We start from the raw sequence: 23,117 nt of genomic DNA on the forward strand, positions 1-23,117 counted from the left end.
CAGCGAAGCCGTCACAGATACGGCGGAGTGCAGGCCGAGACCACGACGGCCTCTTCCTCGTGCGGGTTTCGAAAGCGATGCGGCAAGGTCGAGTTGAACAGATAGCTGTCACCGGCGCGCAGAATCTCGGTCCGCTCACCGACCGTCAGTTCGATCGCGCCCGAGATCACGACGCCGCCTTCGGATCCCGGATGGTCCAGCCGCGCACGCCCGGTATCGGCGCCGGGCTCATAACGCTCATAGAGGATCTGCAGATTGTGCGCCCGGGCGTCGCCAACCTGCGCCAGATGAATTCGCCCCGTGCGCCCCGGCGCCGCACCTGGCAGAAGCGAGGATAGGTCGCGCAACTCTTCCGGACGGAACACGATGGCCTCGGTCACCGGGCGGTCGGGCTCGAAAAACTCCGCCAGTGTTACGCCCAATCCGCCTAGAATCCTGCGCAGGCTCGCGACCGAGGGGCTGGAACGGTTGGTTTCGATCATCGCGACCTGGCCATGCGGCACGCCGGAAAGCTCGGCCAGGCGGCGCTGCGACAGGGCCGCGGCCTGCCGCATCGACCGCAGACGGGCCCCGACATCGAAGTCGCCATTCTGGAAACCGCTCATCCGTTCGTCCATGGTAAGGAATCGCTTGCTCATGATATTGAGCGGGACTAGGAAGGAAAGCGGAAAAGTCCAGGAGACGACCATGACTGCTACGTCCGAACTTCAGGCCCGCAAGACCGCCGCCGTATCGCGCGGCGTTGCGACCCGCAACATCTATGCCGTCCGTGCCGAGAACGCCGAGCTTTGGGACGCCGAGGGCCGCCGCTATCTCGATTTCGCGGTTGGGATCGCGGTGAACAACACTGGGCATCGCCACCCAAAGGTAATGGCGGCCGTTGCGGAGCAGGCGCAGGCCTTCACGCATACCTGTTTCCACGTCGCGCCCTACGAAAGCTACATCCGTCTGGCGGAGCGTTTGAACGAAATCACGCCGGGCGACTTTCCGAAGAAGACGATGCTGGTGTCTTCGGGCGCCGAGGCGGTGGAGAACGCGATCAAGATGGCGCGCGCGCATACCGGGCGGTCGGGCGTGATCGCCTTTACCGGGGCGTTCCATGGCCGCACGCTTCTGGGGATGGCGCTGACCGGCAAGGTCATGCCCTACAAGAAGAGCTTTGGCGCCATGCCGGCCGAGGTCGTGCATGCCCCGTTCCCCAACGAGTTCCACGGCATCAGCGAGGCCGAGGCGCTGCGCACGCTGGAGGGTATGTTCGCCTCGACCGTCGATCCCGAGCGGATCGCGGCGATGATCGTCGAGCCGGTGCAGGGCGAGGGCGGGTTCAACATCGCCCCCGCGGGCTTCCTGCGCGCGCTGCGCGAGATCTGCGACAAATACGGGATCGTGCTGATCGCGGACGAGGTGCAGGCGGGCATGGCGCGGACCGGCACGATGTTCGGTTTCGATCACTCCGGCGTCGTGCCGGACGTGGTCACCATGGCCAAGGGGCTGGCGGGCGGGTTCCCGCTGTCGGCGGTCACGGGTCGGGCCGAGATCGTCGACGCGCCGCATCCGGGCGGGGTCGGCGGCACCTATGGCGGCAACCCGATCGCGGTGGCGGCGAGTCATGCGGTGCTCGACGTGATCAAGGAAGAGGATCTGTGCCAGCGCGCGGCCGAGATCGGTGAGAAGATCCGGGCGCGGCTTTCGGCGATTGCCGAGCGGCAGGGGATGGAGTGCATCGGCGATGTTCGTGGCTTGGGTGCTATGAACGCGTTCGAATTGGTCAAGGACCGTTCGAGCCGCGCGCCGGATGCGGAACTGACCGCCGCGATCGTGGCCGAGGCCGAGGCGCGCGGGTTGATCCTGCTGTCCTGCGGGACCCGCTACAACGTGATCCGCCTGCTGCCGCCGCTGACCATCCCGTGGGACCAGTTGGACGAGGCGCTGGACATGATCGAGGCCTCGGTCGAGGCGGCCGTGCAGAAGACTGCCGCCGCGGCCTGAGCCGGACGAATGCAGGAAGATTGCGGCGGGGGCATGTCCCCCGCCGCGTTCGTTTGCGGGGTGAGAGTGCCGACGGTTTTCCGCGAGCTCGCCGGACCGAGCGGCGAGCGACGGGTGTTTTTCAGGACTCGCTGATCCTGCCCGGTGGGGTGATGGGATGGCTTCGGTGGGCAGTGTCCAAATTTGGACAATTTGACAACCCACTCATATAATTCGGAAAAAGTTGTGATGTTAACCTCATTGAAACTTTCTCAAAAAGGGTCGTCGGCACGGGTTTCAAGCGACACAAACCGTCGGTCCGCACCGGCAAGCCAAGGCGCGGGGGGAGAGCCAGGTTTCGTTCCGCCAACGGTTCTGCCGATCGTCAGGTGAGGTCGCGGGCGAGCGCGCAGAAGGCTTCGAGACCGATTTCCTCGGCCCGCGCGGTGGGCGGGATGCCCAGCCGTTCCAGCCGCGCCTCGATCTGCGGATCGAGGCCGCGCAGGCTGGCGCGCAGCATCTTACGGCGCTGGTTGAAGGCGGCGGCGACGACGCGTTCCAGCACCTTCGCGTCAGCGGGAAACCGCGGCGCCGGCAGCGCGGTCAGGTGGACCACGGCCGAGGCCACCTTGGGCGGGGGCGTGAAGGCGGACGGGGGAAGGGTAAGCACGATCCGCGCCTCGCACCGCCACTGCGCCAGCAGGGCGAGCCGACCGTAGGCCTTGCCGCCCGGTTTTGCCACGATCCGCTCGGCGACTTCGCGCTGGAACATCAGTGTGAGGCTTTCCCAGAACGGCGGCCAGTCGCGCGGGGTGAGCCAGCGCACCAGAAGCTCGGTGCCGACGTTGTAGGGCAGATTCGCCACCACCTTGATCGGCGGGTTGAGGTGCGCGAGCGGGTCGATCTTCAGCGCGTCGCCCTGCAGGACGGTCAGCCGGCCGGGGTGAGCCGCGGCAATCTCGGCCAGCGCCGGCAGGCAGCGGGGATCCTTCTCGATCGCCAGGACGTGGCGCGCGCCCTCGGCCAGAAGGCCGCGCGTCAACCCGCCGGGGCCGGGGCCGACCTCCAGCACGTCTGATTGCGTCAAATCACCCGCGGCGCGGGCGATGCGGGCCGTCAGGTTCAGATCCAGAAGGAAGTTCTGCCCCAGCGCCTTGCGCGCACGCAGATCGTGCCGCGCGATGACGTCGCGCAGGGGCGGAAGGCTGTCGATCACCGCGTCGCCCGGCGCGCGGCCATGCTGGCGGCCATGCCAACGGCGGCGCGCAGGCTTGACGGGTCGGCGACACCGGTGCCGGCAATGTCGAAGGCGGTGCCGTGATCGGGCGAGGTGCGCACGAAGGGCAGTCCCAGCGTGACGTTGACCCCGCCGGCAAAATCGATGGTCTTGATCGGGATGAGCGCCTGATCGTGATACATGCATATCGCCGCGTCGTAGCGACTCCGGGCCTCCGGGTGGAACATCGTGTCGGCGGGCAGGGGGCCGGCCAGATCGAACCCCTCGGCGCGCAGTTCCTCGAGCAGCGGGATGATCAGCGCGCCCTCCTCGGCGCCCATCACGCCGCCTTCGCCGGCATGCGGGTTCAGACCTGCAACGGCGATGCGCGGCGCCCGCACCCCGAAGTCGCGGACCAGCCCGGCATGGGTCAGGCGGATCGTGCGCGCAAGGCCCTCGCGGGTCAGCGCCTGCGGGACGGCGGCCAGCGGAATGTGGATCGTCGCGGGCACGACGCGCAATTCGGGGCAGGCGAGCATCATCACGACGTCGCAGCCGCCGGCGAGATGGGCCAGAAACTCGGTATGGCCGGGAAAGGCGAAGCGCGCCCCTTCGACCAGCGCGCGCTTGTTGATCGGGCAGGTGACAAGGCCGGCCGCCGCGCCGCCGACAACCAGTCCGACGGCGCGTTCGATCACCGCGATGACGGCGGCCGCATTGGCAGGATCGGGGCGGCCCGCGCGTACCGGCGCGGGAAAGTCGTGGCGCAGGACGGGCAGGGTGCCTGCGGGAAGCGCCGTCGCCTCGGCGGGCGCGCTGATTTCGTGCCAGGGGGTACCGGCCGGCAAATGCGTCGGATCACCGATCCAGGCGAAGGGCGCTTCGTCCAGACGCGCCAGCTTGGCCGCGATTTCAGGCCCGATCCCTGCGGGGTCGCCGCAGGTCATCACCAGAACGGGAGGCGCCATAGCCGGCGGATCGGGCGGGATCGGGGCGGGCGACATCGGCGGGGGCGCCTCGCGGGATCAGGGCGTGCGGATTTCGGCCTCTGCGCGCAGGGTTTGCAGCCAGACCTCGGCCCGGCGTTCGATCTGCTGGCCGAAGACCGCGAAACGCGCCTGTTCGCGCGTCGGTTGCGGATCGGCGACGAAGCGGCGGGCGCAAAGCTGCAGGACGATCAGTTGGCCGTTGTCGACCAGATTGGCGGAAATCTCTCCCGGATCAAGGCGCGCGAGTTCCGTCGCCAGGCCGGTCGACAGCTGCGGTTGGCGCAGCGTCACGGTCTCGACGGCCTCCATCGGCAGGGTCGGGGCCAGGTCGCCGATCACCGGGCCGAAATCCGCGCAGCGTTCGGCGCGGATACGCAACTCGGCGACGCGGGTCAGGTTCGCCTCGGTCCGCCCGCCGGGGAGGGTGGCGCGGCGGAACTCCAACTCGATCTGGCCGGGCGGCACGTTGCGGGTTTCGCGCTTGGCGCGAAGCTGGAAGATGGCAAACGCGCCGGGCACGTCGACCGGTCCGATGATCTGGCCGGGCACGGCGGTTTCGAACTGCGCTGCGATCGGTTCGGGCAGGCTGCGCAGGGGCAGCCAGTTGTCGACCCGGCCGCCCGCCTGTCCGGACGGGGCCGCCGAAACCTCGCGCGCGGCGAGCGCGAATTCTTCCAAAGTGTCGATTTCAAGGATCTGGGGGATCAGTTGCTGGACGATCTCCGCGAACTGCGGGTCGGCGGGCAGGAAGATCTCGGAGATCAGGATCTCTGGCACCGGGCGCACATTCTCGACCGACAGGGCGCGGTCGATCTGCGGCTCGGTCACCACGATTTCGGGGCCGAAGCGGCCCTGCACCAACTCGCGCCACACGATGCCGGCGTGGACGAATTCGCGGAAGGTTTCCTGCGACACCCCGGCCTGCTGCAACCGGGACAGGAATTCCGGCGTGGAAAGCTCGACGCGGCTGGCGAATTCCGCCATCCCTTCGGTGATCTGCTCGGGGGTCGCGCGCAGTCCGAAACGGCGCCCGACCTGCAGTTGCAGCCGATCCTCGATCAGACGCTCGCGCGCGATGGTGCGCACGTCCGGACCGCCGCCGCCGATGAACTCCAGAAATCGGCTGCGCTGGTCGATCTCGTGGAAGGTGATGGCGTCGTCGTTGACCCAGACCGCCGCCGAGAAGGGCGACTGCGCGGTGGCGGGCGCGGTGAGCGCGGCGCACAGCGCCAGCGGCAGGGCGCGTCTGAACAGGCGCCTGAGACCGGTGATCCAGGGGCGGCCCTGGGCGGCCGGCATCGGGCGGGTCGGGGCGGGGCGGGGGGTCGTCAGGGGCATTCGCAACGGTCCGTCTGCTTCCTCGTCCTGACCGGGGCGCGTGGCCCCGGCAACTGAATTCATGTCGCGCAGCTCCGGCCGGAACCTGCCGCGCTTCGTCCACCGATGCCCAGCAGCTCGATCCGAAGATCGAAGCGCGTCGACGGCGTCACATTAGTGGAGGTTGCGAAGCGACGCGAGAGGGAAAGATCGACAAGCAGGCATTCGTTGCGGAATTCCAACCCCGCGCGGGCGACACCGAAGCGCGATTGCTGGAAGTCGTAGCTTCCGCCGACCCGACCGGCCCAGCCCGAAGTGAAGCGATGACCGACATCAACGGTCCAGTCGCGCAGATCGTCGGGGCGGTCCTCGAAGTCGCTGGCCGGAAGACGCAGCAAGGCGGTGCTGATCTCGGTCCGCCGGTTGGACCAGGACAGGCGCGCCTCGCCCCGGTCGAGGCCGCCGTCGGGGTCGACAAGCGCGCGGACGCCGAAGGACAACCCCTCGGGCAGGGAGAGTCGCGCCGCGACCAGCCAGTTCGACTGACGGTCACCGAGGGCCTGGCGCGTGCCGGGCGGAAAGCCCGCGTAGGAGTCGCGCCGCCAGATGCGTCCGACGAGGGTGTCCAGCGACCATCCGTCCGGGTCGAAGCGCGACCATTGCAGGCCCAGATTGACGCGCGTGCCGTCGTCGCGCGCATCATGGCCCCAGTACCGGTCCAGCGCGAAGAGGTTGCCCGCGTCGAATTCGGGCATGCGGTTGTCGTCGTTGGGCAGCGCGACGTCTCGCTGATGGCTGGCCACGACCTGTGCGATGGGCTGAATCACATGCCGGCCCCCCCGCGCATCGACGGCCGACCAAGGCCAGCGCAGTTCGATCATCGCCTGCGCCGCATGGCGGGTGAGCGGATCGGGAAAGCGCGGATCGCCGTCGACCCTGACGTGATCCAGCCGCCCTTGCGCGGCGCCGGTCATCAGCACGCCGCCGGCAAGAAACCATTGCCGCCGCCATTCGGCCTGCGCATGGAGTCGGAGGAGCGCGCGGGCGGGATATTCGCTGGGAACCGAGGCATCGGCGGCGGCACGGCCGTGGGCCTGCGCGCCGAAATCCAGGTTCAGCGCGCCGCCGATGGGCAGATGCGCCAGCCCGATCCGTTCCTGCCAGCGCATCTGCAGAGCGGCGCGCGGCAACCGCCGGTTCCGGTCGATCTGGCGCAGCGAATAGAAGCCGAGCGCGCGCGCGCGGATCGCCTGATCGCGTCGGATCCGTTCGAGCGTGACATCGGAGGTCAGCCGGGCGCCGGGGACCACGTCGTAATCCTCCAGATAGTCGCGGTCGCTGCCGGCCAGAATGTCGAAACGGAGCGTGAAGTCCTGCGGAAGCTGGAACTGGCCGCGGGTGAACAGATGGCCGCGGGTCCGCCCGGGGCGTAGCCGGTCGCGGGCAACCTGCCCGCCGATTTCCAGTCCTCCGCGGGCGAAGGCCTGCCGGTAGCGGAACGACAGGGCAACCAGCCGGTCGGTCGTCAGCGTCGGGGCAAGCGTGATGTCCCGCTGCGCGTCGAGCGGGATGAAATAGGGCAGGGTCGCGCCGTAACCGAGCCGGCTGGAGGCGCGAAATCGCGGAACGAGAAAGCCCCGCGCACGGGTCTGGGTCGGATCGGGCAGGCGAAGCGATGGCAGATAGACCAGCGGAACGCCGGCAAAGCGAAACTGCGCGCCTTCGAAGCGCAATTCGCGCTGCGCCTGATCGTGGGTGACACGGGCTGCGCGGATTTCCCACAGCGGTGTCGGATTCTCGGCGCAGACCGAACAGGAGGAGGCGATGACCGCGTCCATCTGCGTCAGGTTGGCGTCGCGCCGGCGCAATTCGGCGGCGGCGATCTGCATCTGCCGGTCAAGCACGAGCCGCGCGGATCGGACGATCCCGTCACGCAGGTTGGCCGAGAGTTCGGCTTCGTCGGCCAGAAAGATGCGGTCCGGCCCGTCCTGCATCACGATCGGCCCGGAAATCTGCAGCTGTCGGGTGCGCGGATCGTACCCGATACGGCTTGCGGTCAGACGGATCGAGCCATGCCAGACCTCGACCGAGCCCTCGGCGATCAGTCGCCCGGCGGGATCGACCTCGACCCGGTCAGCGGTCAGCGTCGCCGGTGACTGGGCATAGGCAGGCACCGCCGGAAGCAGCAGAACAAGCGACAGAACGGCCGCGGCAAGATGCGTCCCGAGCCCCGCGATCTGCCACCATGCGCGCTGCACTAGCCGTCCTCCAGGTGCAGCAGAATCCCCAGCGCCAGCAGGATCGTCGCGAAAGGTGGCGTCCAGACCGCAAGCAGGAGGGGAATCTGCCCGTTCTCTCCCAGAACCTGCGCGAAGTTGCGCAGAAAGAACAGGGCAAATCCGGCGATCACGGTCAGCAGGATGCGCCCGCCCGCGCCGCCCGCGCGGCTGTGGCGCAGGCAAAGCACGGTGCCGACCAGCATCATCCCCGCCATCATGATTGGCAGCGCGAGTTCACTCTGCAGTTGCACGCGCAGGGACCGCGTGGCCAGACCGGCGCGCTCGAGCGCCGAGATGAACTCGGGCAGGGCCCAGACCGAGATCGTGCCTTCGCGGGCGAAACTGTCGCGGATCCTCTCGGGCGTGAGGTCGGTCGGCAGGTCGAGGCGCGGCTGGGACTGTGCCTCGCGCTCGGGATTGGGGGCGGTCAGATCCCAGCGCTTGGCGTCCTGCAAAAACCAGCTTCCCGAGCCGAGTCGTGCGTGCGCCGCCTCGATCCGGACCACGGGGGCGCCGGTGTCCCGGTCGAAGGCGATGAAGCCCGTATTTCGGAAGGTGAGCCCGTCGGGTCCGACCGATTCGGCACGGATGACCGTCTGTCCCAGGCTGTCGCCCTGGCGCAGCCAGATCCCGCTGCTGCCCACGGCGAACTGCAGCGTCAGGTCGGGTGCGGTCATCGCCTGGGTCTGCGCCTGGTAGAGCCGGGCAGCCGCCGCCACGACCGGGTTGAGCGCGGCCACGATCAGGGCGCCGAAAAGAACGGTCGCCAGGACGGGTTCAAGAAGCGTTCGCAAGGCCGAACGCCCCGCCGCGCGGATCACGATCAGTTCGGACGAGCGCGCGAGGGCCAGGAACAGGGCCATCGCCGAAAGGATCGTCAGCAACGGCAGCACCTGGTAGAACGTCGTGGGCACGCGCAGCGCCGCAAGCCAGAGGATATGCCGCAACTCCGTCTCGCCGCCACCGAAGCGGCGCATCATCTCGACCAGTTCGAAGAGGAATAGGATGCCGAGGAAGACCGAGGCGATGATGCCGAAGGTGCCCGCCAGCCGACGCGTCAGGTAAAGGCCGAGCGTCATGTCGGGCCTGCCACGGCACGAGCTTTCGCCTGCCGACCCGAGGCGCGGAGCAGAAGGACGAAGCCGGCAAGGATGCCCAGCCCGATCGGGACCGCGCCCAACCAGGACAATGCCACCGAGCGCATGGCCTGGCCCGCCGCGGCATTGATCAGAAGTTGCATCAGCGCCAGCGTGACGACCGCCAGCACGATGGGTTTCCACGCCCCCAGTCGGTTGAAACCGCCCGCGATCAGCGCGGCGAAGCCGATCAGCGCGGCGGCGACCGCGGTAAAGGGCTCGACGAAGCGCGACACAAGCTCGAAGCGAACCTGCGCCGGCGTGGCGCGCGTTTCGTCCAGCAGGTCGGGCGTCGGGGCGAACAGTTCGGCTGTCGACAACTCCTCGATCCGGCGCTGGCGCCCGGCAGGGCCGATCAGCCCGCTCAGGTCATAGGTGAAATCCGCGAAGGTCGTCACCGCCAGACGCCCGGTCTGCGCGCCCAGCATCTGCGCGTATCCGTCGATCATCACCAGTTTCGGCCCCGTCTGTTCGGGCACGATCAGCGCTGTCCGCGCGGTGTAGTCGACCCGTTGCGCCATGGTTCGCGCGTCGGACAGATAGACCCCGCGCATGACACCGTCCGGCGTGATCTCGGCGACGTAGAGGGTGATGCCCTCGGTCGGGTGGTGAAAGACGCCATCCTGAAGAAGACCCGCCGTCACGTTCTCGGCGATCTCGGCCTGACGCTGGGCAAGTTGCGCGCGCGCGCCGGGCACCAGGAAATGCGCCAGCACCATCAGGAACGCGGCGACGATCAGCCCGAAGATCAGCACCGGCCGTGCCAGGCGAAAGGGTGAGACACCCGCCGCTTGCAGCACGGTGACCTCGCTCGCGCGGATCAGCTGAACGGTGACGTAGGTCGCCGCGACGAAGGCCGCGATGGGCAGGACCGTGCGGATCAGCATCGGCAGGCTGAGCGCCGTGAACTCGAGAAACACGATCATCGGCTGGCCGTCGCTGATCAGCCGGTCGAACAACCGCACCGCACGATTGACCCAGTAGACCGAGACCAGGACCAGCGAAAAGAAGCCGAAGACCCACAGCAGCTGCGACAGGATGTACCGATCTAGCCGCCCCACGATGTCGTCCCTCTGCTTCGGCGATTGCCGGGCACGATATACCGGATCGGCGCGCGGGAACAACGCCCCCTGCCGCCCTCTGGTCAAGGCGGGGTGTGCCGGGTAGGGTCCGCGCGAATACGCGAGACTGGTCGGCCCGCGCGCCGCCCATCGACAAGGAGAGACCTTTCATGCCGCTCGTTCCGATGACATTTGTCAAAGCCGAAAACGACACAAAGGCGCTGGCCGCACATGCCGGCCGCGTCGTCGTTTTCGCCGATGCCGAGCCCGACACGGTGGCGCGCCGGGTAGACCGGCTGACCAAGGGCGCCATCAAGCGCGCGATCGAAAGCCCCGCCTGGAAGAAGATCAAGCCGGGGCAGGGGCTTGAGCTGGCTTTCCCGGCCGGGATGGCGGCGTCCGCGGTGCAGTTGATCCGGCTTCCGAAGCGCGCCAAGCCGGATGCCTTGCGCAAGGCTGGCGCGACAATCGGCAAGGCCCTGGGCGAAGAGGGCGCGCTGGTCGCAGCGGCGGCGGTCAAGGGGGCCGAGTATCTGGCCGAGGGGGTGGCGCTTCGCGCCTATCAGTTCGCCCGCAAGGCCGAGGCCCCCAAGGCGCAGGGCGAGGTGACAGTGGCCTGCGCCGACCCGGACGCGGTCAAGGCCGCCTCGGCCGATCTGCTGGCGACCGCGGACGGCGTGCATTTCACCCGCGATCTGGTCAACGAACCCGCGAACATCCTCACCACCACCGAATTCGCCGAGCGCTGCGTCGCGATGCGCGAGCTCGGCCTGGAAGTCGAGGTTCTCGAAGAGCCGGAACTGGAAAAGCTGGGCATGCGCGCGCTGCTGGCAGTGGGGCAGGGTTCGGACAGCCCGTCGAAGGTCGTGGTGATGCGCTGGCAGGGGGGCGGATCGGAAAAGCCCTTCGCGCTGATCGGAAAGGGCGTCGTGTTCGATACGGGCGGGATCTCGATCAAGTCCGCCAGCGGCATGGAAGACATGGTGATGGACATGGGCGGCGCGGGCGTCGTTGCCGGCGCGATGCGCGCCCTGGCCGGGCGCAAGGCGAAGGCCAATGTCGTGGGCGTGATCGGCCTGGTCGAGAACATGCCCGACGGTCGCGCGCAGCGGCCGGGCGACGTGGTGACCTCGATGAAGGGCGACACGATCGAGGTGATTAATACCGATGCCGAGGGGCGCTTGGTGCTGGCCGATATCATGTGGTACGCGCAGGATCGGTTCGAGCCGGTCGGCATGGTCGATCTGGCAACCCTGACCGGCGCGATCATCGTCGGGCTGGGGCACGAAAAAGCCGGCGTCTTCGCCAATGACGACGCGCTGTGCGACGGGTTCCTCAAGGCCGCGGCCGATACCGAGGAAGGCGCCTGGCGCATGCCGCTCGATCCGGCCTATGACGAACTCATCAAGTCGCGTGTCGCCGACATGAAGAACGTCGGCGGACGCACCGCCGGGTCTGTCACCGCGGCGCAGTTCCTGCAGCGCTTCGTGAAGGAGGGCACGCCTTGGGTGCACCTGGACATTGCCGGGGTTGCCTTTCACAGCAAGGATACCGCCTTTGCACCGAAGGGCGCGACCGGCTGGGGCGTGCGCGCGCTCGACGCGCTGGTACGCGCAAAGTTCGAGGGCTGATGCGGGCATGGCGGTCGCGCGCTTCTACCATCTGACCCGCGACCCGCCCGAAGCGCTGTTGCCGGCGCTGATCGGCAAGGCGCTGGAACAGGGGCTGCGCGTCGCTGTCAGGGGGCGCGATCTCGCGCGGCTGGAGGCGCTGGATCTTGCGCTTTGGCGCGCCGAGGGTTTTCTGCCGCATGGTCTTTGCGGCGGTCCGCACGATGCCGATCAGCCGGTGCTGCTTTGCCACGAGGAGACGCCCGCGCCCGAGCTTCCGAACAGCCCCCGCTGTCTGATCACGCTCGAGGCGACCAGCGTGGGAAAGGACGAGGCAGAGGCGCTGGAACGGCTCTGCATCGTGTTCGATGGCACCGACGAGGCCGCGGTCACGGCAGCCCGGGTGCAGTGGCGCGAACTGACCGCCGCCGGGGTCGCCGCCGAATACTGGAACAGGGAATCCGGCCGCTGGACATGCCAGTCGCGCCATCCGGCGGCGTAAAGGTCGAAACCTGCCCCTCCCGTTCCCGTCTGTCGCAATTCAGCCGCGCGTGGGGGCCTGTCGCTGCACACAAACTTGTTTAGCCGACCGTCGCGCGCTAAGCACACGCAGCATGGGGAGCGATGGCGGGTATCGCCCGCCCGGTAACATGGGGGACGACGCGTGAAGATTGGCGCACCGAAAGAGGTGATGCCCGGCGAGAACCGGGTGGCGATGACGCCGGAGTCGGCAGTCCAGTTGCAGAAATTGGGACATGAGTGCCTGATCGAGGCCGGTGCCGGCGCGGCGGCCGGCTTCGAGGATGCGGCCTACGAAGCTGCGGGCGTCAAGCTCGTTCCCGACGCCGACGCGCTCTGGTCCGGGGCCGACGTCATCGTCAAGGTGCGCGAACCCGTCGCCGACGAGCTGGCGCGGTTGAAGGCCGGCAAGACACTGATTTCGTTCTTCTGGCCCGCGCAGAATGCCGAGATGCTGGAGCAGGCGAAAGACACCGGCGCAAGCATCATCGCCATCGACATGGTGCCGCGCATCAGCCGGGCGCAGAAGATGGACGCGCTGTCGTCGATGGCCAATATCGCCGGCTATCGCGCGGTGATCGAGGCGGGCAACAACTTCGGCCGCTTCTTCACCGGCCAGGTGACTGCCGCCGGCAAGATCCCGCCCGCGCGGGTGCTGGTCGTCGGTGCGGGCGTCGCCGGGCTGGCTGCGATCGGCACTTCGACAAGCCTTGGCGCGATCACCATGGCCTTCGATGTGCGCCCCGAAGTGGCCGAGCAGATCGAATCGATGGGCGCGGAGTTCGTCTTCCTCGAGTTCGAGGAGTCGCAGGACGGTGCTGCCACCGGCGGCTATGCCGCGCCGTCGAGCCCCGAATTCCGCGAAAAGCAGCTGGAGAAATTCCGCGAACTGGCGCCCGAGGTGGACATCGTCATCACCACCGCGCTGATCCCCGGCCGACCCGCGCCGAAGCTCTGGACCGAGGACATGGTCAAGGCGATGAAGCGCGGCTCGGTGATCGTCGATCTGGCCGCCGAGAAGGGCGGCAACTGCGACCTCACGAAGCCTGACGAGAAGATCGTCACCGACAACGGCGTCACCATCATCGGCTATACCGATTTCCCCAGCCGGATGGCGACGCAGTCCTCGACGCTCTATTCCAACAACATCCGGCACATGATCACCGACCTGACGCCCAAGAAGGACGGGGTGATCGCGCACAACATGGAGGATGACGTGATCCGCGGCGCCACCGTCGCGCATGCGGGCGAGGTCACCTTCCCGCCGCCGCCGCCCAAGGTAAAGGCGATCGCGGCCCAGAAACCCAAGCCAAAGCCCAAGGAACTGACGACGGCGGAGATTCGCGGGAATGAGGTTACCGCCTTCCGCGCCGAGACGAAGCGCCAGGTCATCTTGCTGGCGGTCGCCGGCGCGGCGGTGATGGCGGTGGGGCTGGTCGCACCTGAAAGCTTCATGCGCAACTTCATCATATTCGTGCTGGCGGTCTTCGTCGGCTTCCAGGTGATCTGGAACGTCGCGCACAGCCTGCACACACCCTTGATGGCGGTGACCAATGCCATCTCCTCGATCATCATCCTGGGCGCGCTGATGCAGATCGGCTCGACCTCCATGCTGATCACCATCATGGCGGCCTTGGGCATCCTGATGGCGGCGGTGAACATCTTCGGCGGTTTCATGGTGACACGGCGCATGCTCGCCATGTTCCAGAAGTCCTGAGCGGGCAGGAGACGGATTGATGGATTTCGGTTTCACCATGGCCGCCTACGCGGTTGCGACAGTCCTTTTCGTGCTGGCGCTGGGCGGGCTTTCGAACCAGGAAAAGGCCAAGCGCGCGGTCTGGTACGGCATCGTCGGCATGGGTGTCGCGGTGCTGGCGACGATGGTCGGCCCGGGCAGCGGGTTGTGGGTGCTCTCGATCATCCTCATCGTGCTGGGGGGGCTGGTGGGCTGGCAGCTTGCCACGCGGGTCAAGATGACCCAGATGCCCGAACTGGTCGCGATCATGCACAGCCTCGTCGGGCTGGCGGCGGTCTTCGTCGGCCTGAACGCGCATCTGGAGATCGGACGCGTCGCCCAGGCCTTCGCCGAGGCAGCACTTCCCTTCCCCCAGCCCCAGGGCCCGATGTCGCTGGCCGCCTACGACCTCTGGCTGGGCCTGACCGACTTCGCCATGATCATCGGCCGCAAGACGGCGGTCGAGGTGACGATCCTGCGCATCGAGCTGATGCTGGGCATCTGGATCGGCGCGGTCACCTTCACCGGCTCGGTCGTGGCCTACGGCAAGCTGGCGGGCCGGATCAACAGCGCGCCGCAGCAGCTGCCCGGCGGGCATATGCTGAATGCCGGCGCGGCCGTTCTGTCGGTCGTTTTCGCGGGCCTCTATCTGACCTTTGCCGAAAACGGCTTCGCAGCGATCCTGATGCTTCTGGCCCTGACGGCGCTGGCGCTTTTCATCGGCTATCACCTGATCATGGGCATCGGCGGGGCCGACATGCCGGTCGTGGTGTCGATGCTCAACTCCTATTCGGGCTGGGCGGCGGCGGCGATCGGCTTCTCCTTGGGCAACGAGTTGCTGATCGTGGTCGGCGCGCTGGTGGGCGCGTCGGGGGCGATCCTGAGCTACATCATGTGCAAGGCGATGAACCGCTCCTTCGTCAGCGTGATCCTCGGCGGCTTTGGCGGTACCAGCGGCCCGGCGATGGAGATCGAGGGCGAGCAGATCGCGATCGACGCCGACGGCGTTGCCGCGGCGCTGAACGAGGCGGATTCGGTCGTCATCGTGCCGGGCTACGGCATGGCGGTGGCGCAGGCGCAGCAGTCGGTGTCGGAACTGACCCGCAAGCTGCGAGCGCGGGGCAAGAACGTGCGCTTCGCGATCCACCCGGTCGCCGGTCGACTGCCCGGGCACATGAACGTGCTTCTGGCCGAGGCGAAGGTGCCCTACGACATCGTGCTCGAGATGGACGAGATCAACGACGACTTCCCGACGACGGACGTCGCCATCGTCATCGGCTCGAACGACATCGTCAATCCGGCGGCGCAGGACGATCCGAACAGCCCCATCGCCGGCATGCCGGTGCTGGAGGTCTGGCGCGCCAAGCAGGTATTCGTCAGCAAGCGCGGTCAGGGCACGGGCTATTCGGGCATCGAGAACCCGCTTTTCTTCAAGGAGAATACGCGGATGTTCTACGGCGACGCCAAGAAGTCCCTCGACGCGTTGCTGCCGCTGATCGACTGAGCCGGTCCGCAACCCGGCCAGCGCGCCCTCGTCGGTGGGCGCGCTGGCCTCTCCGTCCGCTTGTGGCTGGACCTCGCCTGGCGCCGCGCCTATCACATGGAAAAACCGCGGGTGAGGCGCATGGAAGGGGATCGTCCGGTCGAAAAGCTGTCCGAGGCCGAGGCGCAGGCCGAACTGGATCGGCTGGCCGGCCTGCTGGACAAGGCGAACCGCGCCTATTACCAGGCCGACGCCCCGGTGATGGCGGATGCGGAATTTGACGCGCTCAAGCGCCGCAACGCCGCGATCGAGGCGCGCTTTCCGGCCCTCAAACGCGCCGACAGCCCGACCGAACAGGTCGGCGCGCCGCCGGCCGAGGGGTTCGGCAAGATCCGCCATACGGTGCGGATGCTCTCGCTCGCAAATGCCTTCGACGCGGACGACCTGCGCGAATTCGACGCCCGCATCCGGCGCTACCTGGGGCTGAAGGACGATGCGCCGCTGGCCTTCACCGCGGAGCCGAAGATCGACGGGCTGTCGCTCTCGCTGCGCTACGAGGCGGGCAGGCTGATCCATGCCGCCACCCGCGGCGATGGCGAGACCGGCGAGGACGTGACCGCCAATGCCGCGACCATCGACGATATCCCGCAACGGCTGAGCGGCGCGCCCGACCTGCTGGAGGTGCGCGGCGAGGTCTACATGCGTCACGCCGATTTCCAGGCGCTGAACGCGCGGGCGGCGGAGACCGGCAAGCGCACGTTCGCCAATCCGCGCAACGCCGCCGCCGGATCGCTGCGCCAACTCGACCCCGAGATCACGCGCGCCCGTCCGCTCAGCTTCTTCGCCTATTCCTGGGGCGCGCTTTCCGAGGCCCTGGGCGAGACGCAGATGGACGCGCTCGAACGATTGCGCCGGCTCGGCTTCAGCATCAATCCGCTGACCCGCCTCTGCGACGGCCTCGACGAGATGCTGGCGCAGTACCGCGAGATCGAAGCGCGGCGCGCCGATCTGGGCTACGACATCGACGGCGTGGTCTACAAGGTGAACGACCTTAGCCTGCAGGGGCGCCTCGGCTTTCGGTCGACGACGCCGCGCTGGGCCATCGCCCACAAGTTCGCCGCCGAAACCGCCTGGACGGTGATCGAGGGGATCGACATCCAGGTCGGCCGCACCGGCGCGCTTTCACCCGTCGCGCGCCTTCGGCCGATCAATGTCGGCGGGGTGTTGGTCTCGAACGCCACCCTGCACAACGAGGATTACATCCAGGGTCGCGATTCGAAGGGTGCGCCGATCCGCGAGGGGCGCGACATCCGCATCGGCGACCGGGTGCAGGTTTACCGGGCGGGCGACGTGATCCCGAAGGTGGCTGACGTGGACCTCTCGGCGCGCCCGACCGACGCCCGGCTCTTCGCCTTCCCCGAGAGCTGCCCCGAATGCGGCTCTCCGGCGGTGCGCGAGCCGGGCGATTCGGTGCGCCGCTGCACCGGCGGGCTTATCTGCCCGGCGCAGGCGATGGAACGGCTGAAGCATTTCGTGTCGCGCAACGCCTTCGACATCGAAGGGCTGGGCGCGAAACAGGTCGAGGCCTTCTATCACGACGACCAGTTGCCGATCCGCACCCCCGCCGACATCTTCACGCTCGAAGCCCGCGACCGGCAGAACGTCACCAAGCTGCGAAATCGCTCGGGCTGGGGCGAGACTTCGGCGCACAACCTCTTCCGCGCCATCGACGAACGCCGGCGCATCCCGCTTCACCGGATGATCTTTGCCCTCGGCATCCGGCACGTGGGCGAAACGGCGGCGCAGCTTCTGGCGCGGCATTTCGGCACCTGGCACGCGTTCGAGACCTGCCTCACCGGACCGTCCGAAGCGGCGATTTCGGAACTGACCGCGATCAACGGTGTCGGCCCGGTCATGGCGCAATCGCTGATCGACACCTTCGCCAACGCCGCCGAGCGCCGCGCCATCGACGATCTGGCGACGCATCTGGAGATCCAGGATGCCGAGGCGCCGCAGGTCAAGGACAGCGAGATCGCGGGCCTGACGCTGGTCTTCACCGGCACGCTGACGCGCATGACCCGGGCCGAAGCCAAGGCCCGGGCCGAGGCGCTGGGCGCGAAGGTCGCGGGCTCGGTCTCGGCGAAAACCGACCTTCTGATCGCGGGCGAAGGCGCCGGATCGAAGGCCACCAAGGCCGAGGCGCTGGGCGTGCGGGTGATCGACGAGGATGCCTGGCTGGACCTGATCGGCGCATGACCGGCCGGCCCGAAGCCCTGTTCCCGCTCTTCGCCACGCTCGAAGGGTTGGAAGGTGTGGGACCGAAGACCGCGCAACTGCTGGCCGGCCTCGACATCGAGAAACCGCGGGATCTGCTGTTCCTGCTGCCGCATTCGGGCATCGACCGCCGCCTGCGCCAATCGATCCGCGATGTCACGCCACCCACCGCGGTCACCGTCGAGGTCGAGATCGGCAATCACCTGCCGCCGCGCCAGCGGGGCCGGCCCTACCGCGTGCTAGTTCGCGATGCGCGGCAGGAGTTTCAGCTGGTCTTCTTCCATGCCCGCGGCGATTACCTGCAGAAGCTGCTGCCGACCGGCCAGCGGCGGCTGATCTCGGGCAAGGTCGAACTGTTCGACGGAGTCGCGCAGATCGTCCATCCCGACCACGTCCTGCGCCCGGAGGAGGCCGCGACCCTGCCGGCGTTCGAACCCGTCTACCCGCTGACCGCCGGTGTCACGCAGCGGCAGGTGCAGAAGGCCGTCGCCGGCGCGCTGGACCGCCGACCCGACCTGCCGGAATGGATCGATCCCACGCTGAAGGCGCAGCGCGGCTGGCCCGACTGGGCCGCAGCGCTGGCGGCGGCGCACGCACCTAGCGGGATGGCCGATCTGTCGCCGTCCGCGCCCGCCCGCGAACGGCTGGCGTATGACGAACTCTTCGCACATCAGTTGACGCTGGCGCTGGCACGGGCGCGCGCGCGGCGCAAGCCGGGGGTCGCCACGGCCGGCGACGGGCGGCTGGTAGGCAAGGTGCTGGCTGGACTGCCCTACGCCCCGACCGGCGCGCAGGCCCGCGCGATCGCCCAGATCGCGGCCGACATGGCCGCGAACGCGCGGATGAACCGGCTGCTGCAGGGCGATGTCGGCTCGGGCAAGACGCTGGTGGCGATGGCGGCGTTGCTGACCGCGGTCGAGGGGGGCGGGCAGGGGGTGTTGATGGCGCCCACGGAAATCCTCGCCCGCCAGCATGCCGAGGGGATCGCGCCGATGGCGGCGGCGGCGGGCGTGCGGGTCGCGTTACTGACCGGCCGCGACAAGGGGCGCGAGCGGAGCAAGAGACTGTCGGACCTGGCCGCGGGCTTCATCGACATCCTGATCGGCACGCATGCGGTGTTCCAGCGCGATGTCGAATTCCGCGACCTGCGGCTGGCGGTGATCGACGAACAGCACCGCTTCGGCGTCGCGCAGCGCATGGCGCTGGGGGAAAAGGGGCACCGCGTCGACGTGCTGGTGATGACCGCGACCCCCATCCCGCGCAGCCTGGCGCTGGCGCAGTATGGCGACATGGATGTCTCGCTTCTGGACGAAAAGCCGCCGGGGCGGCAGCCGGTCGTCACCTCGCTCGCCGCCACCGAGCGGATGGAGGAGGTGGTCGCGCGGCTGAAGGCGCAGGTGGCCGAAGGGCGGCAGGCCTATTGGGTCTGCCCGCTGGTCGAGGAATCCGAAACCGTGACCCTGACCGCTGCGCAATCGCGCTTTGAGGCGTTGCGCGCGGCACTGGGCGAGGGGGTGGTGGGCCTGGTCCACGGCCAGCTGCCCCCCGCCGACAAGGACGTCGCGATGGCCGACTTCGTTGCCGGCCGGACCCGGGTCCTGGTTGCGACGACGGTGATCGAGGTGGGCGTGAACGTGCCGAACGCGACGATCATGATCATCGAGCGCGCCGAAAGCTTCGGGCTGGCGCAGCTTCACCAGTTGCGCGGACGCGTCGGGCGCGGGACCGGGGCCTCGACCTGCCTTTTGCTCTACGATGCGCCGCTGGGCGACGCGGCGGCGCGCCGGCTGAAGCTGATGCGCGAGACGGATGACGGCTTTCGTATCGCCGAGGAGGATCTCGCGCTGCGCGGCGCCGGCGACATGATCGGCACCGCCCAATCCGGCCTGCCGCGATTTCGCCTTGCGGACCTGGAACGCCAGGCCGGCCTGATGGAAGTCGCGCAAAGCGACGCGCGCAAGCTGCTGGTCGACGATCCGTCGCTTGCGGGGACGCGCGGGCAGGCCGCGCGTGTGCTCCTGTGGCTGATGGAACAGGATCGCGCCATTCGTCTTCTGCAGGTCGGCTGACCGCTGCGGCGAAGCGACGGGGCCGCATGTCTTCACCCGGCGGCGGCGAGCCGCTAGAAAAGGACCGGAACGGAAGGACCGCGCGATGGAATCACTACTGATCGGTGCCGGTGTGCTGGTGACGCTGCTTGGGGTCGCCGGCCTGGTCGCGTCGGGCGTCTATGCGCTGCGGTTGCGCAAGGCCGGGCACGATGACGCCACGATGCGCGCGAAGTTGCGCCGCGGTGTGCTGCTGAACCTGGCGGCGCTCTTCTGCTCGGTGATCGGGTTGATGCTGGTGATCCTCGGCATCGCGTTTTCCTGAGGTCGCGGCCTCAGGTGGCACAATTGCTGCAGAAGGGCGTCGCCGGCAGCAGGTCCAGCCGGGCGTCGGCGATCCGGTCCCCGCATTTCGTGCAATAGCCGTATTCGCCTTCGTCCAGGCGTTTCAGCGCGGCGTGGATCATGCGGATCTCCTGCTTGCCTTCCTCGCCCATGGAGGTCAGCATCTCGTCGTTCTCGCGCTCGGTGGCGAGTTCCTCCCAGTCCTTGGCCTGATGTGACATCAGTTCACTCTCGATCCCTTGCAGACGGGCGTCGAGTTCGGAAAGCCGCGCCTCCAGTTGGGTGCGGCGTCGGTCAAGCTCTGCCTGGGGGATGTCGGTCATGTTGTGCTTCCTTCGTTGTTGCGCCTTGAGGCTGGCACCAGTGTACGGGCCGGACCATGATTCATGTCAAGGCTTCGTTGATGCGGCCGGCCGGTAGCTTGCGGCAACTCGGGACCCCGGATCGCGGGTTCCGGACGCCGGGCCGGCTTTCCACGATCCCGGATCGGGACTATGGTTGCGCGCGGTTGCGAGGCCCTGCATCGACGCAGGAGAGTCGCCAGACAGAGCGCAGAGGATAGAACCGAAATGGACATACGCCCGTTGGATTCCAACTACGCGGTCACCCCGCAGATCACGCCCGAGGATATCCCGGATATCGCCGCGGCGGGCTTCGACACCGTGATCTGCAACCGGCCCGACGGCGAGAACCCGCCCGACCTGAACGCCGAGACCCTGCGCCCGAAGATCGAGGCGGCGGGCATGAAGCTGGTGGTCAACCCGATCGTCGGCGGCGCGCTGAACATGGAGAACGTGGCGGCGCAGAAGGCGGCGATCGAGGGGGGCGGCAAGGTCCTCGCCTATTGCGCCTCGGGAAACCGGTCGTCGATCGCCTGGGCGCTCGCGCTTGCCGGAACCCGCCCGACCGAGGAACTGGTCGCGGCGGGCGAGAAATACGGCTACCAGACCCCGCAGTTCCGCGATCTGATCGAGAAGCTGGCGCGCGAGGGCTAGGTTGCGGACCGGACGCAGTCATCGCCGCGCGCGCCAAAAATTCGTCCGAAAAGGCATGTTGAGCCTGCCGGTCCAAGCGTGGACCGGACGCCAACGTGTTGATCTTCCTGCCAAACGCTACCGGCGTTAACCGAAAATAAAGCATCGGGCGCCGCCCCGCGGGCGCCGGGTCAGCGGCCCCGGATGCGCGGGTCAAGCGCGTCGCGCAGCCCGTCGCCGATGTAGTTCACACTGAGCACGGTGAGCGAGATGAACACCCCCGGCCAGACGACGCGCGCCGGGTACTGCTCGATCCAGTCGCGCCCGTCATAGAGGATGCGCCCCCAGGTCGGGAAATCCGGCGGGAAGCCGAGGCCTAGGAACGACAGCGCCGATTCGGTGATGATCGCCGAGGCGATGCCCAGCGTCGCCGAGACCATGATCGGCGACATCACGTTGGGCAGGATGTGGCGGGTGTTGATGCGCCGTGACGGCGTCCCGATGGACCGCGCCGCAAGCACGAACTCACGCTCCTTCAGGGCCAGGACATCGCCGCGCACGATCCGCGCGGTCTGCATCCAGCTGGTGATGGCGATGGCCACCACGATCAGCACGAACACCCCCATCGCCTGTCCGAACACCCCTTCGAGCACGTCACGAAACAGCGCCACCAGGATCAGCAGAAGCGGCAGCAGCGGCAGCGCCAGAAACAGGTCGGTGGTGCGCATCAGCGGCGCGTCGAGCGCGCGGAAATAGCCGGCCAGCACCCCTATCAGCGTACCGACCAGAAGCCCCAGAAGCATCGCGGTCATGCCGACGGCGACCGACACGCGGCCTCCGTACATCATCCGCGCCAGGATATCGCGGCCAAGCTGGTCGGTCCCCATCGGATGCGTCCAGCTGCTGCCCTGGTTGCGCGAGCGGATATCGATATGCCCGGGATCGAACGACCAGAGCCAGGGACCGACGGTCACGAACAGGATGATCGAGACGAAGACGATCATCCCCACCATGGCGCCCTTGTGGGTCTTGAACTGGTCCCAGACGTCCCACCACTGGTTGCGCGGCGGACGCAGGTCGTGGATGTCCTCGGCGGCGGGCGCGGGGGCGGCATCAGTCATAGCGGATCCTCGGGTCGAGAATGCCGTAGAGAACATCGGCGATCAGGTTGAAGAACACGATCAGGATCGCGAAGATGAAGGTGATCGTCTGGACCATGGGCCAGTCGCTGGCGTAGATCGCGCGGATCAGCGCGTCGCCCAGCCCGTTCACGCGGAAGATCTGCTCGGTGATGATGGCGCCGGTGAAGACCGTGGGAATGCCGATGGCGATCACGGTGACGACCGGGATCATCGAGTTGCGCAACACATGCACCATCACCACGGTCTGTTCGCGCATGCCCTTGGCGCGGGCGGTGCGCACGTAGTCCTGGTTCAGGTTGTCCAGCATCGAGGCGCGCATGAAGCGGCTGATCTGGCTGGCGTTGTAGAGCGCCAGAACCGCGACCGGCATGACGATCTGGCTGACCTGGCGGACGAAGCTGTCCCAGTCGGTCACGCTCAGCGTCGTGTCGTACATCGACGGGAACCAGCCCAGCCAGACCGAGAAGATCAGGATGAAGACGACGCCCGTAAAGAAGGTCGGCACCGAGAAGCCGACCATCGACACGAATGTCCCGACCTGGTCGAACCAGGAATACTGCCGATAGGCCGAAATCACCCCGATCGGCAGGGCGATCAGGATGCCGAAGACATAGCCCAGTCCCACCACCCACAGCGTTTGCGGAATCCGCTGGACGATGATGTCGCCGACCGGCGAGCGCGTCTGCCAGGACAAGATGCGCGGCCCGTCCGGGGCGATGTCCCAGCCGGTGGCGCCGGCGATCATGTGCAGCGGCTCGTTGATGACCATCATCTGGAGCCACTTGACGTAGCGGATCAGCACCGGCTCGCCCAGGCCAAGCGCGGCGCGGATCTCCTCGCGGATCTCCATGGGGATCGTCAGCGGCAGGCTCGACGTCGGATCGCCCGGTGCCATGTCGAGCATCAGGAAGACGACCAGACTGATGATCAGGACGGTCGGAACGGCGAAGGCAAGGCGCCGCAGCGTGTAGGTTAACATCGATCAGCCCCTGCGGATTGGGCAGTGGTCGGGAAAAAGGGC

Annotated in this window: 19 protein-coding genes; 9 read left to right on the forward strand and 10 right to left on the reverse strand. The window is 67.8% G+C overall.

Annotated elements, in window-relative coordinates:
- Positions 1 to 11: 11 nt before the first annotated feature.
- On the reverse strand, positions 12 to 605 hold the full coding sequence (locus IM708_RS11275; protein ID WP_209426625.1) for a cupin domain-containing protein: 594 nt from the start codon (positions 603 to 605) through the stop codon (positions 12 to 14).
- Positions 606 to 687: 82 nt separating this feature from the next.
- On the opposite strand from IM708_RS11275, the gene gabT reads away from it, so the two are divergent.
- The gene (gabT, locus tag IM708_RS11280; RefSeq protein WP_209426626.1) at positions 688 to 1,989 is read left to right on the forward strand and encodes a 4-aminobutyrate--2-oxoglutarate transaminase; all 1,302 of its coding nucleotides are present in this window, start codon (positions 688 to 690) and stop codon (positions 1,987 to 1,989) included.
- Between the two features lie 364 nt (positions 1,990 to 2,353).
- On the opposite strand, the gene rsmA is transcribed toward gabT, so the two are convergent.
- Genes rsmA through lptF form a run of 6 tightly spaced genes read right to left on the reverse strand, consistent with a single transcriptional unit; the run spans position 2,354 to position 9,966 of the window.
- Positions 2,354 to 3,184, reverse strand: coding sequence for a 16S rRNA (adenine(1518)-N(6)/adenine(1519)-N(6))-dimethyltransferase RsmA (gene rsmA, locus IM708_RS11285; RefSeq protein ID WP_209426627.1), 831 nt, complete (start codon positions 3,182 to 3,184; stop codon positions 2,354 to 2,356).
- On the reverse strand, positions 3,181 to 4,152 hold the full coding sequence (pdxA, locus tag IM708_RS11290) for a 4-hydroxythreonine-4-phosphate dehydrogenase PdxA (RefSeq protein ID WP_209426660.1): 972 nt from the start codon (positions 4,150 to 4,152) through the stop codon (positions 3,181 to 3,183). The genes rsmA and pdxA overlap by 4 nt, the downstream gene beginning before the upstream one ends.
- Before the next feature lie 57 nt (positions 4,153 to 4,209).
- Positions 4,210 to 5,511, reverse strand: a complete 1,302-nt coding sequence (locus tag IM708_RS11295; protein ID WP_209426628.1) for a peptidylprolyl isomerase — start codon at positions 5,509 to 5,511, stop codon at positions 4,210 to 4,212.
- Between the two features lie 59 nt (positions 5,512 to 5,570).
- Complete coding sequence (gene lptD, locus IM708_RS11300; protein ID WP_209426629.1) at positions 5,571 to 7,748, reverse strand: LPS assembly protein LptD; 2,178 nt, start codon at positions 7,746 to 7,748, stop codon at positions 5,571 to 5,573.
- Positions 7,748 to 8,848: an LPS export ABC transporter permease LptG gene (lptG, locus tag IM708_RS11305; RefSeq protein WP_209426630.1), complete on the reverse strand. Its 1,101-nt coding sequence runs from the start codon at positions 8,846 to 8,848 to the stop codon at positions 7,748 to 7,750. Before lptG ends, lptD begins: the two co-directional genes overlap by 1 nt.
- Positions 8,845 to 9,966 carry an LPS export ABC transporter permease LptF gene (gene lptF / locus IM708_RS11310; RefSeq protein WP_209426631.1) on the reverse strand — a complete coding sequence of 374 codons (1,122 nt, stop codon included), beginning with the start codon at positions 9,964 to 9,966 and terminating at the stop codon, positions 8,845 to 8,847. The genes lptG and lptF overlap by 4 nt, the downstream gene beginning before the upstream one ends.
- A gap of 170 nt (positions 9,967 to 10,136) precedes the next feature.
- On the opposite strand from lptF, the gene IM708_RS11315 reads away from it, so the two are divergent.
- The 7 genes from IM708_RS11315 (at position 10,137) to IM708_RS11345 (ending at position 19,960) form a co-directional block, all read left to right on the forward strand.
- Positions 10,137 to 11,597, forward strand: a complete 1,461-nt coding sequence (locus IM708_RS11315; RefSeq protein ID WP_209426632.1) for a leucyl aminopeptidase — start codon at positions 10,137 to 10,139, stop codon at positions 11,595 to 11,597.
- A 7-nt stretch (positions 11,598 to 11,604) separates the two neighbouring features.
- On the forward strand, positions 11,605 to 12,078 hold the full coding sequence (locus tag IM708_RS11320) for a DNA polymerase III subunit chi (RefSeq protein WP_209426633.1): 474 nt from the start codon (positions 11,605 to 11,607) through the stop codon (positions 12,076 to 12,078).
- A 162-nt stretch (positions 12,079 to 12,240) separates the two neighbouring features.
- Positions 12,241 to 13,812 carry a Re/Si-specific NAD(P)(+) transhydrogenase subunit alpha gene (locus tag IM708_RS11325; protein ID WP_209426634.1) on the forward strand — a complete coding sequence of 524 codons (1,572 nt, stop codon included), beginning with the start codon at positions 12,241 to 12,243 and terminating at the stop codon, positions 13,810 to 13,812.
- Between the two features lie 19 nt (positions 13,813 to 13,831).
- Entirely contained in the window at positions 13,832 to 15,334 is a 1,503-nt protein-coding gene (locus IM708_RS11330; protein ID WP_209426635.1) for an NAD(P)(+) transhydrogenase (Re/Si-specific) subunit beta, read from the forward strand.
- A 120-nt stretch (positions 15,335 to 15,454) separates the two neighbouring features.
- A complete protein-coding gene (ligA, locus tag IM708_RS11335) occupies positions 15,455 to 17,569 on the forward strand; it encodes an NAD-dependent DNA ligase LigA (protein ID WP_209426636.1) in 2,115 nt (704 codons plus the stop codon).
- Positions 17,566 to 19,656, forward strand: coding sequence for an ATP-dependent DNA helicase RecG (gene recG / locus IM708_RS11340; RefSeq protein WP_209426637.1), 2,091 nt, complete (start codon positions 17,566 to 17,568; stop codon positions 19,654 to 19,656). The genes ligA and recG overlap by 4 nt, the downstream gene beginning before the upstream one ends.
- An 85-nt stretch (positions 19,657 to 19,741) precedes the next feature.
- Positions 19,742 to 19,960 (forward strand): hypothetical protein, encoded by a 219-nt coding sequence (locus IM708_RS11345; protein ID WP_209426638.1) that lies wholly within the window; start codon positions 19,742 to 19,744, stop codon positions 19,958 to 19,960.
- A gap of 10 nt (positions 19,961 to 19,970) precedes the next feature.
- Here IM708_RS11345 and IM708_RS11350 read toward each other — a convergent pair whose 3' ends face one another.
- Positions 19,971 to 20,303 (reverse strand): TraR/DksA C4-type zinc finger protein, encoded by a 333-nt coding sequence (locus tag IM708_RS11350; RefSeq protein ID WP_209426639.1) that lies wholly within the window; start codon positions 20,301 to 20,303, stop codon positions 19,971 to 19,973.
- A gap of 246 nt (positions 20,304 to 20,549) precedes the next feature.
- Here IM708_RS11350 and IM708_RS11355 point away from each other — a divergent pair, with 246 nt between their 5' ends.
- The gene (locus IM708_RS11355; RefSeq protein ID WP_209426640.1) at positions 20,550 to 20,975 is read left to right on the forward strand and encodes a TIGR01244 family sulfur transferase; all 426 of its coding nucleotides are present in this window, start codon (positions 20,550 to 20,552) and stop codon (positions 20,973 to 20,975) included.
- 170 nt (positions 20,976 to 21,145) lie between these two features.
- On the opposite strand, the gene IM708_RS11360 is transcribed toward IM708_RS11355, so the two are convergent.
- Together IM708_RS11360 and IM708_RS11365 are read right to left on the reverse strand one after the other, a co-directional pair.
- On the reverse strand, positions 21,146 to 22,075 hold the full coding sequence (locus tag IM708_RS11360; protein ID WP_209426641.1) for an ABC transporter permease: 930 nt from the start codon (positions 22,073 to 22,075) through the stop codon (positions 21,146 to 21,148).
- Positions 22,068 to 23,075, reverse strand: a complete 1,008-nt coding sequence (locus tag IM708_RS11365; protein WP_209426642.1) for an ABC transporter permease — start codon at positions 23,073 to 23,075, stop codon at positions 22,068 to 22,070. Before IM708_RS11365 ends, IM708_RS11360 begins: the two co-directional genes overlap by 8 nt.
- Between the last annotated feature and the right edge of the window lie 42 nt (positions 23,076 to 23,117).

The organism is Pararhodobacter sp. SW119, assembly GCF_017811755.1.
Lineage (GTDB): Bacteria > Pseudomonadota > Alphaproteobacteria > Rhodobacterales > Rhodobacteraceae > Pararhodobacter.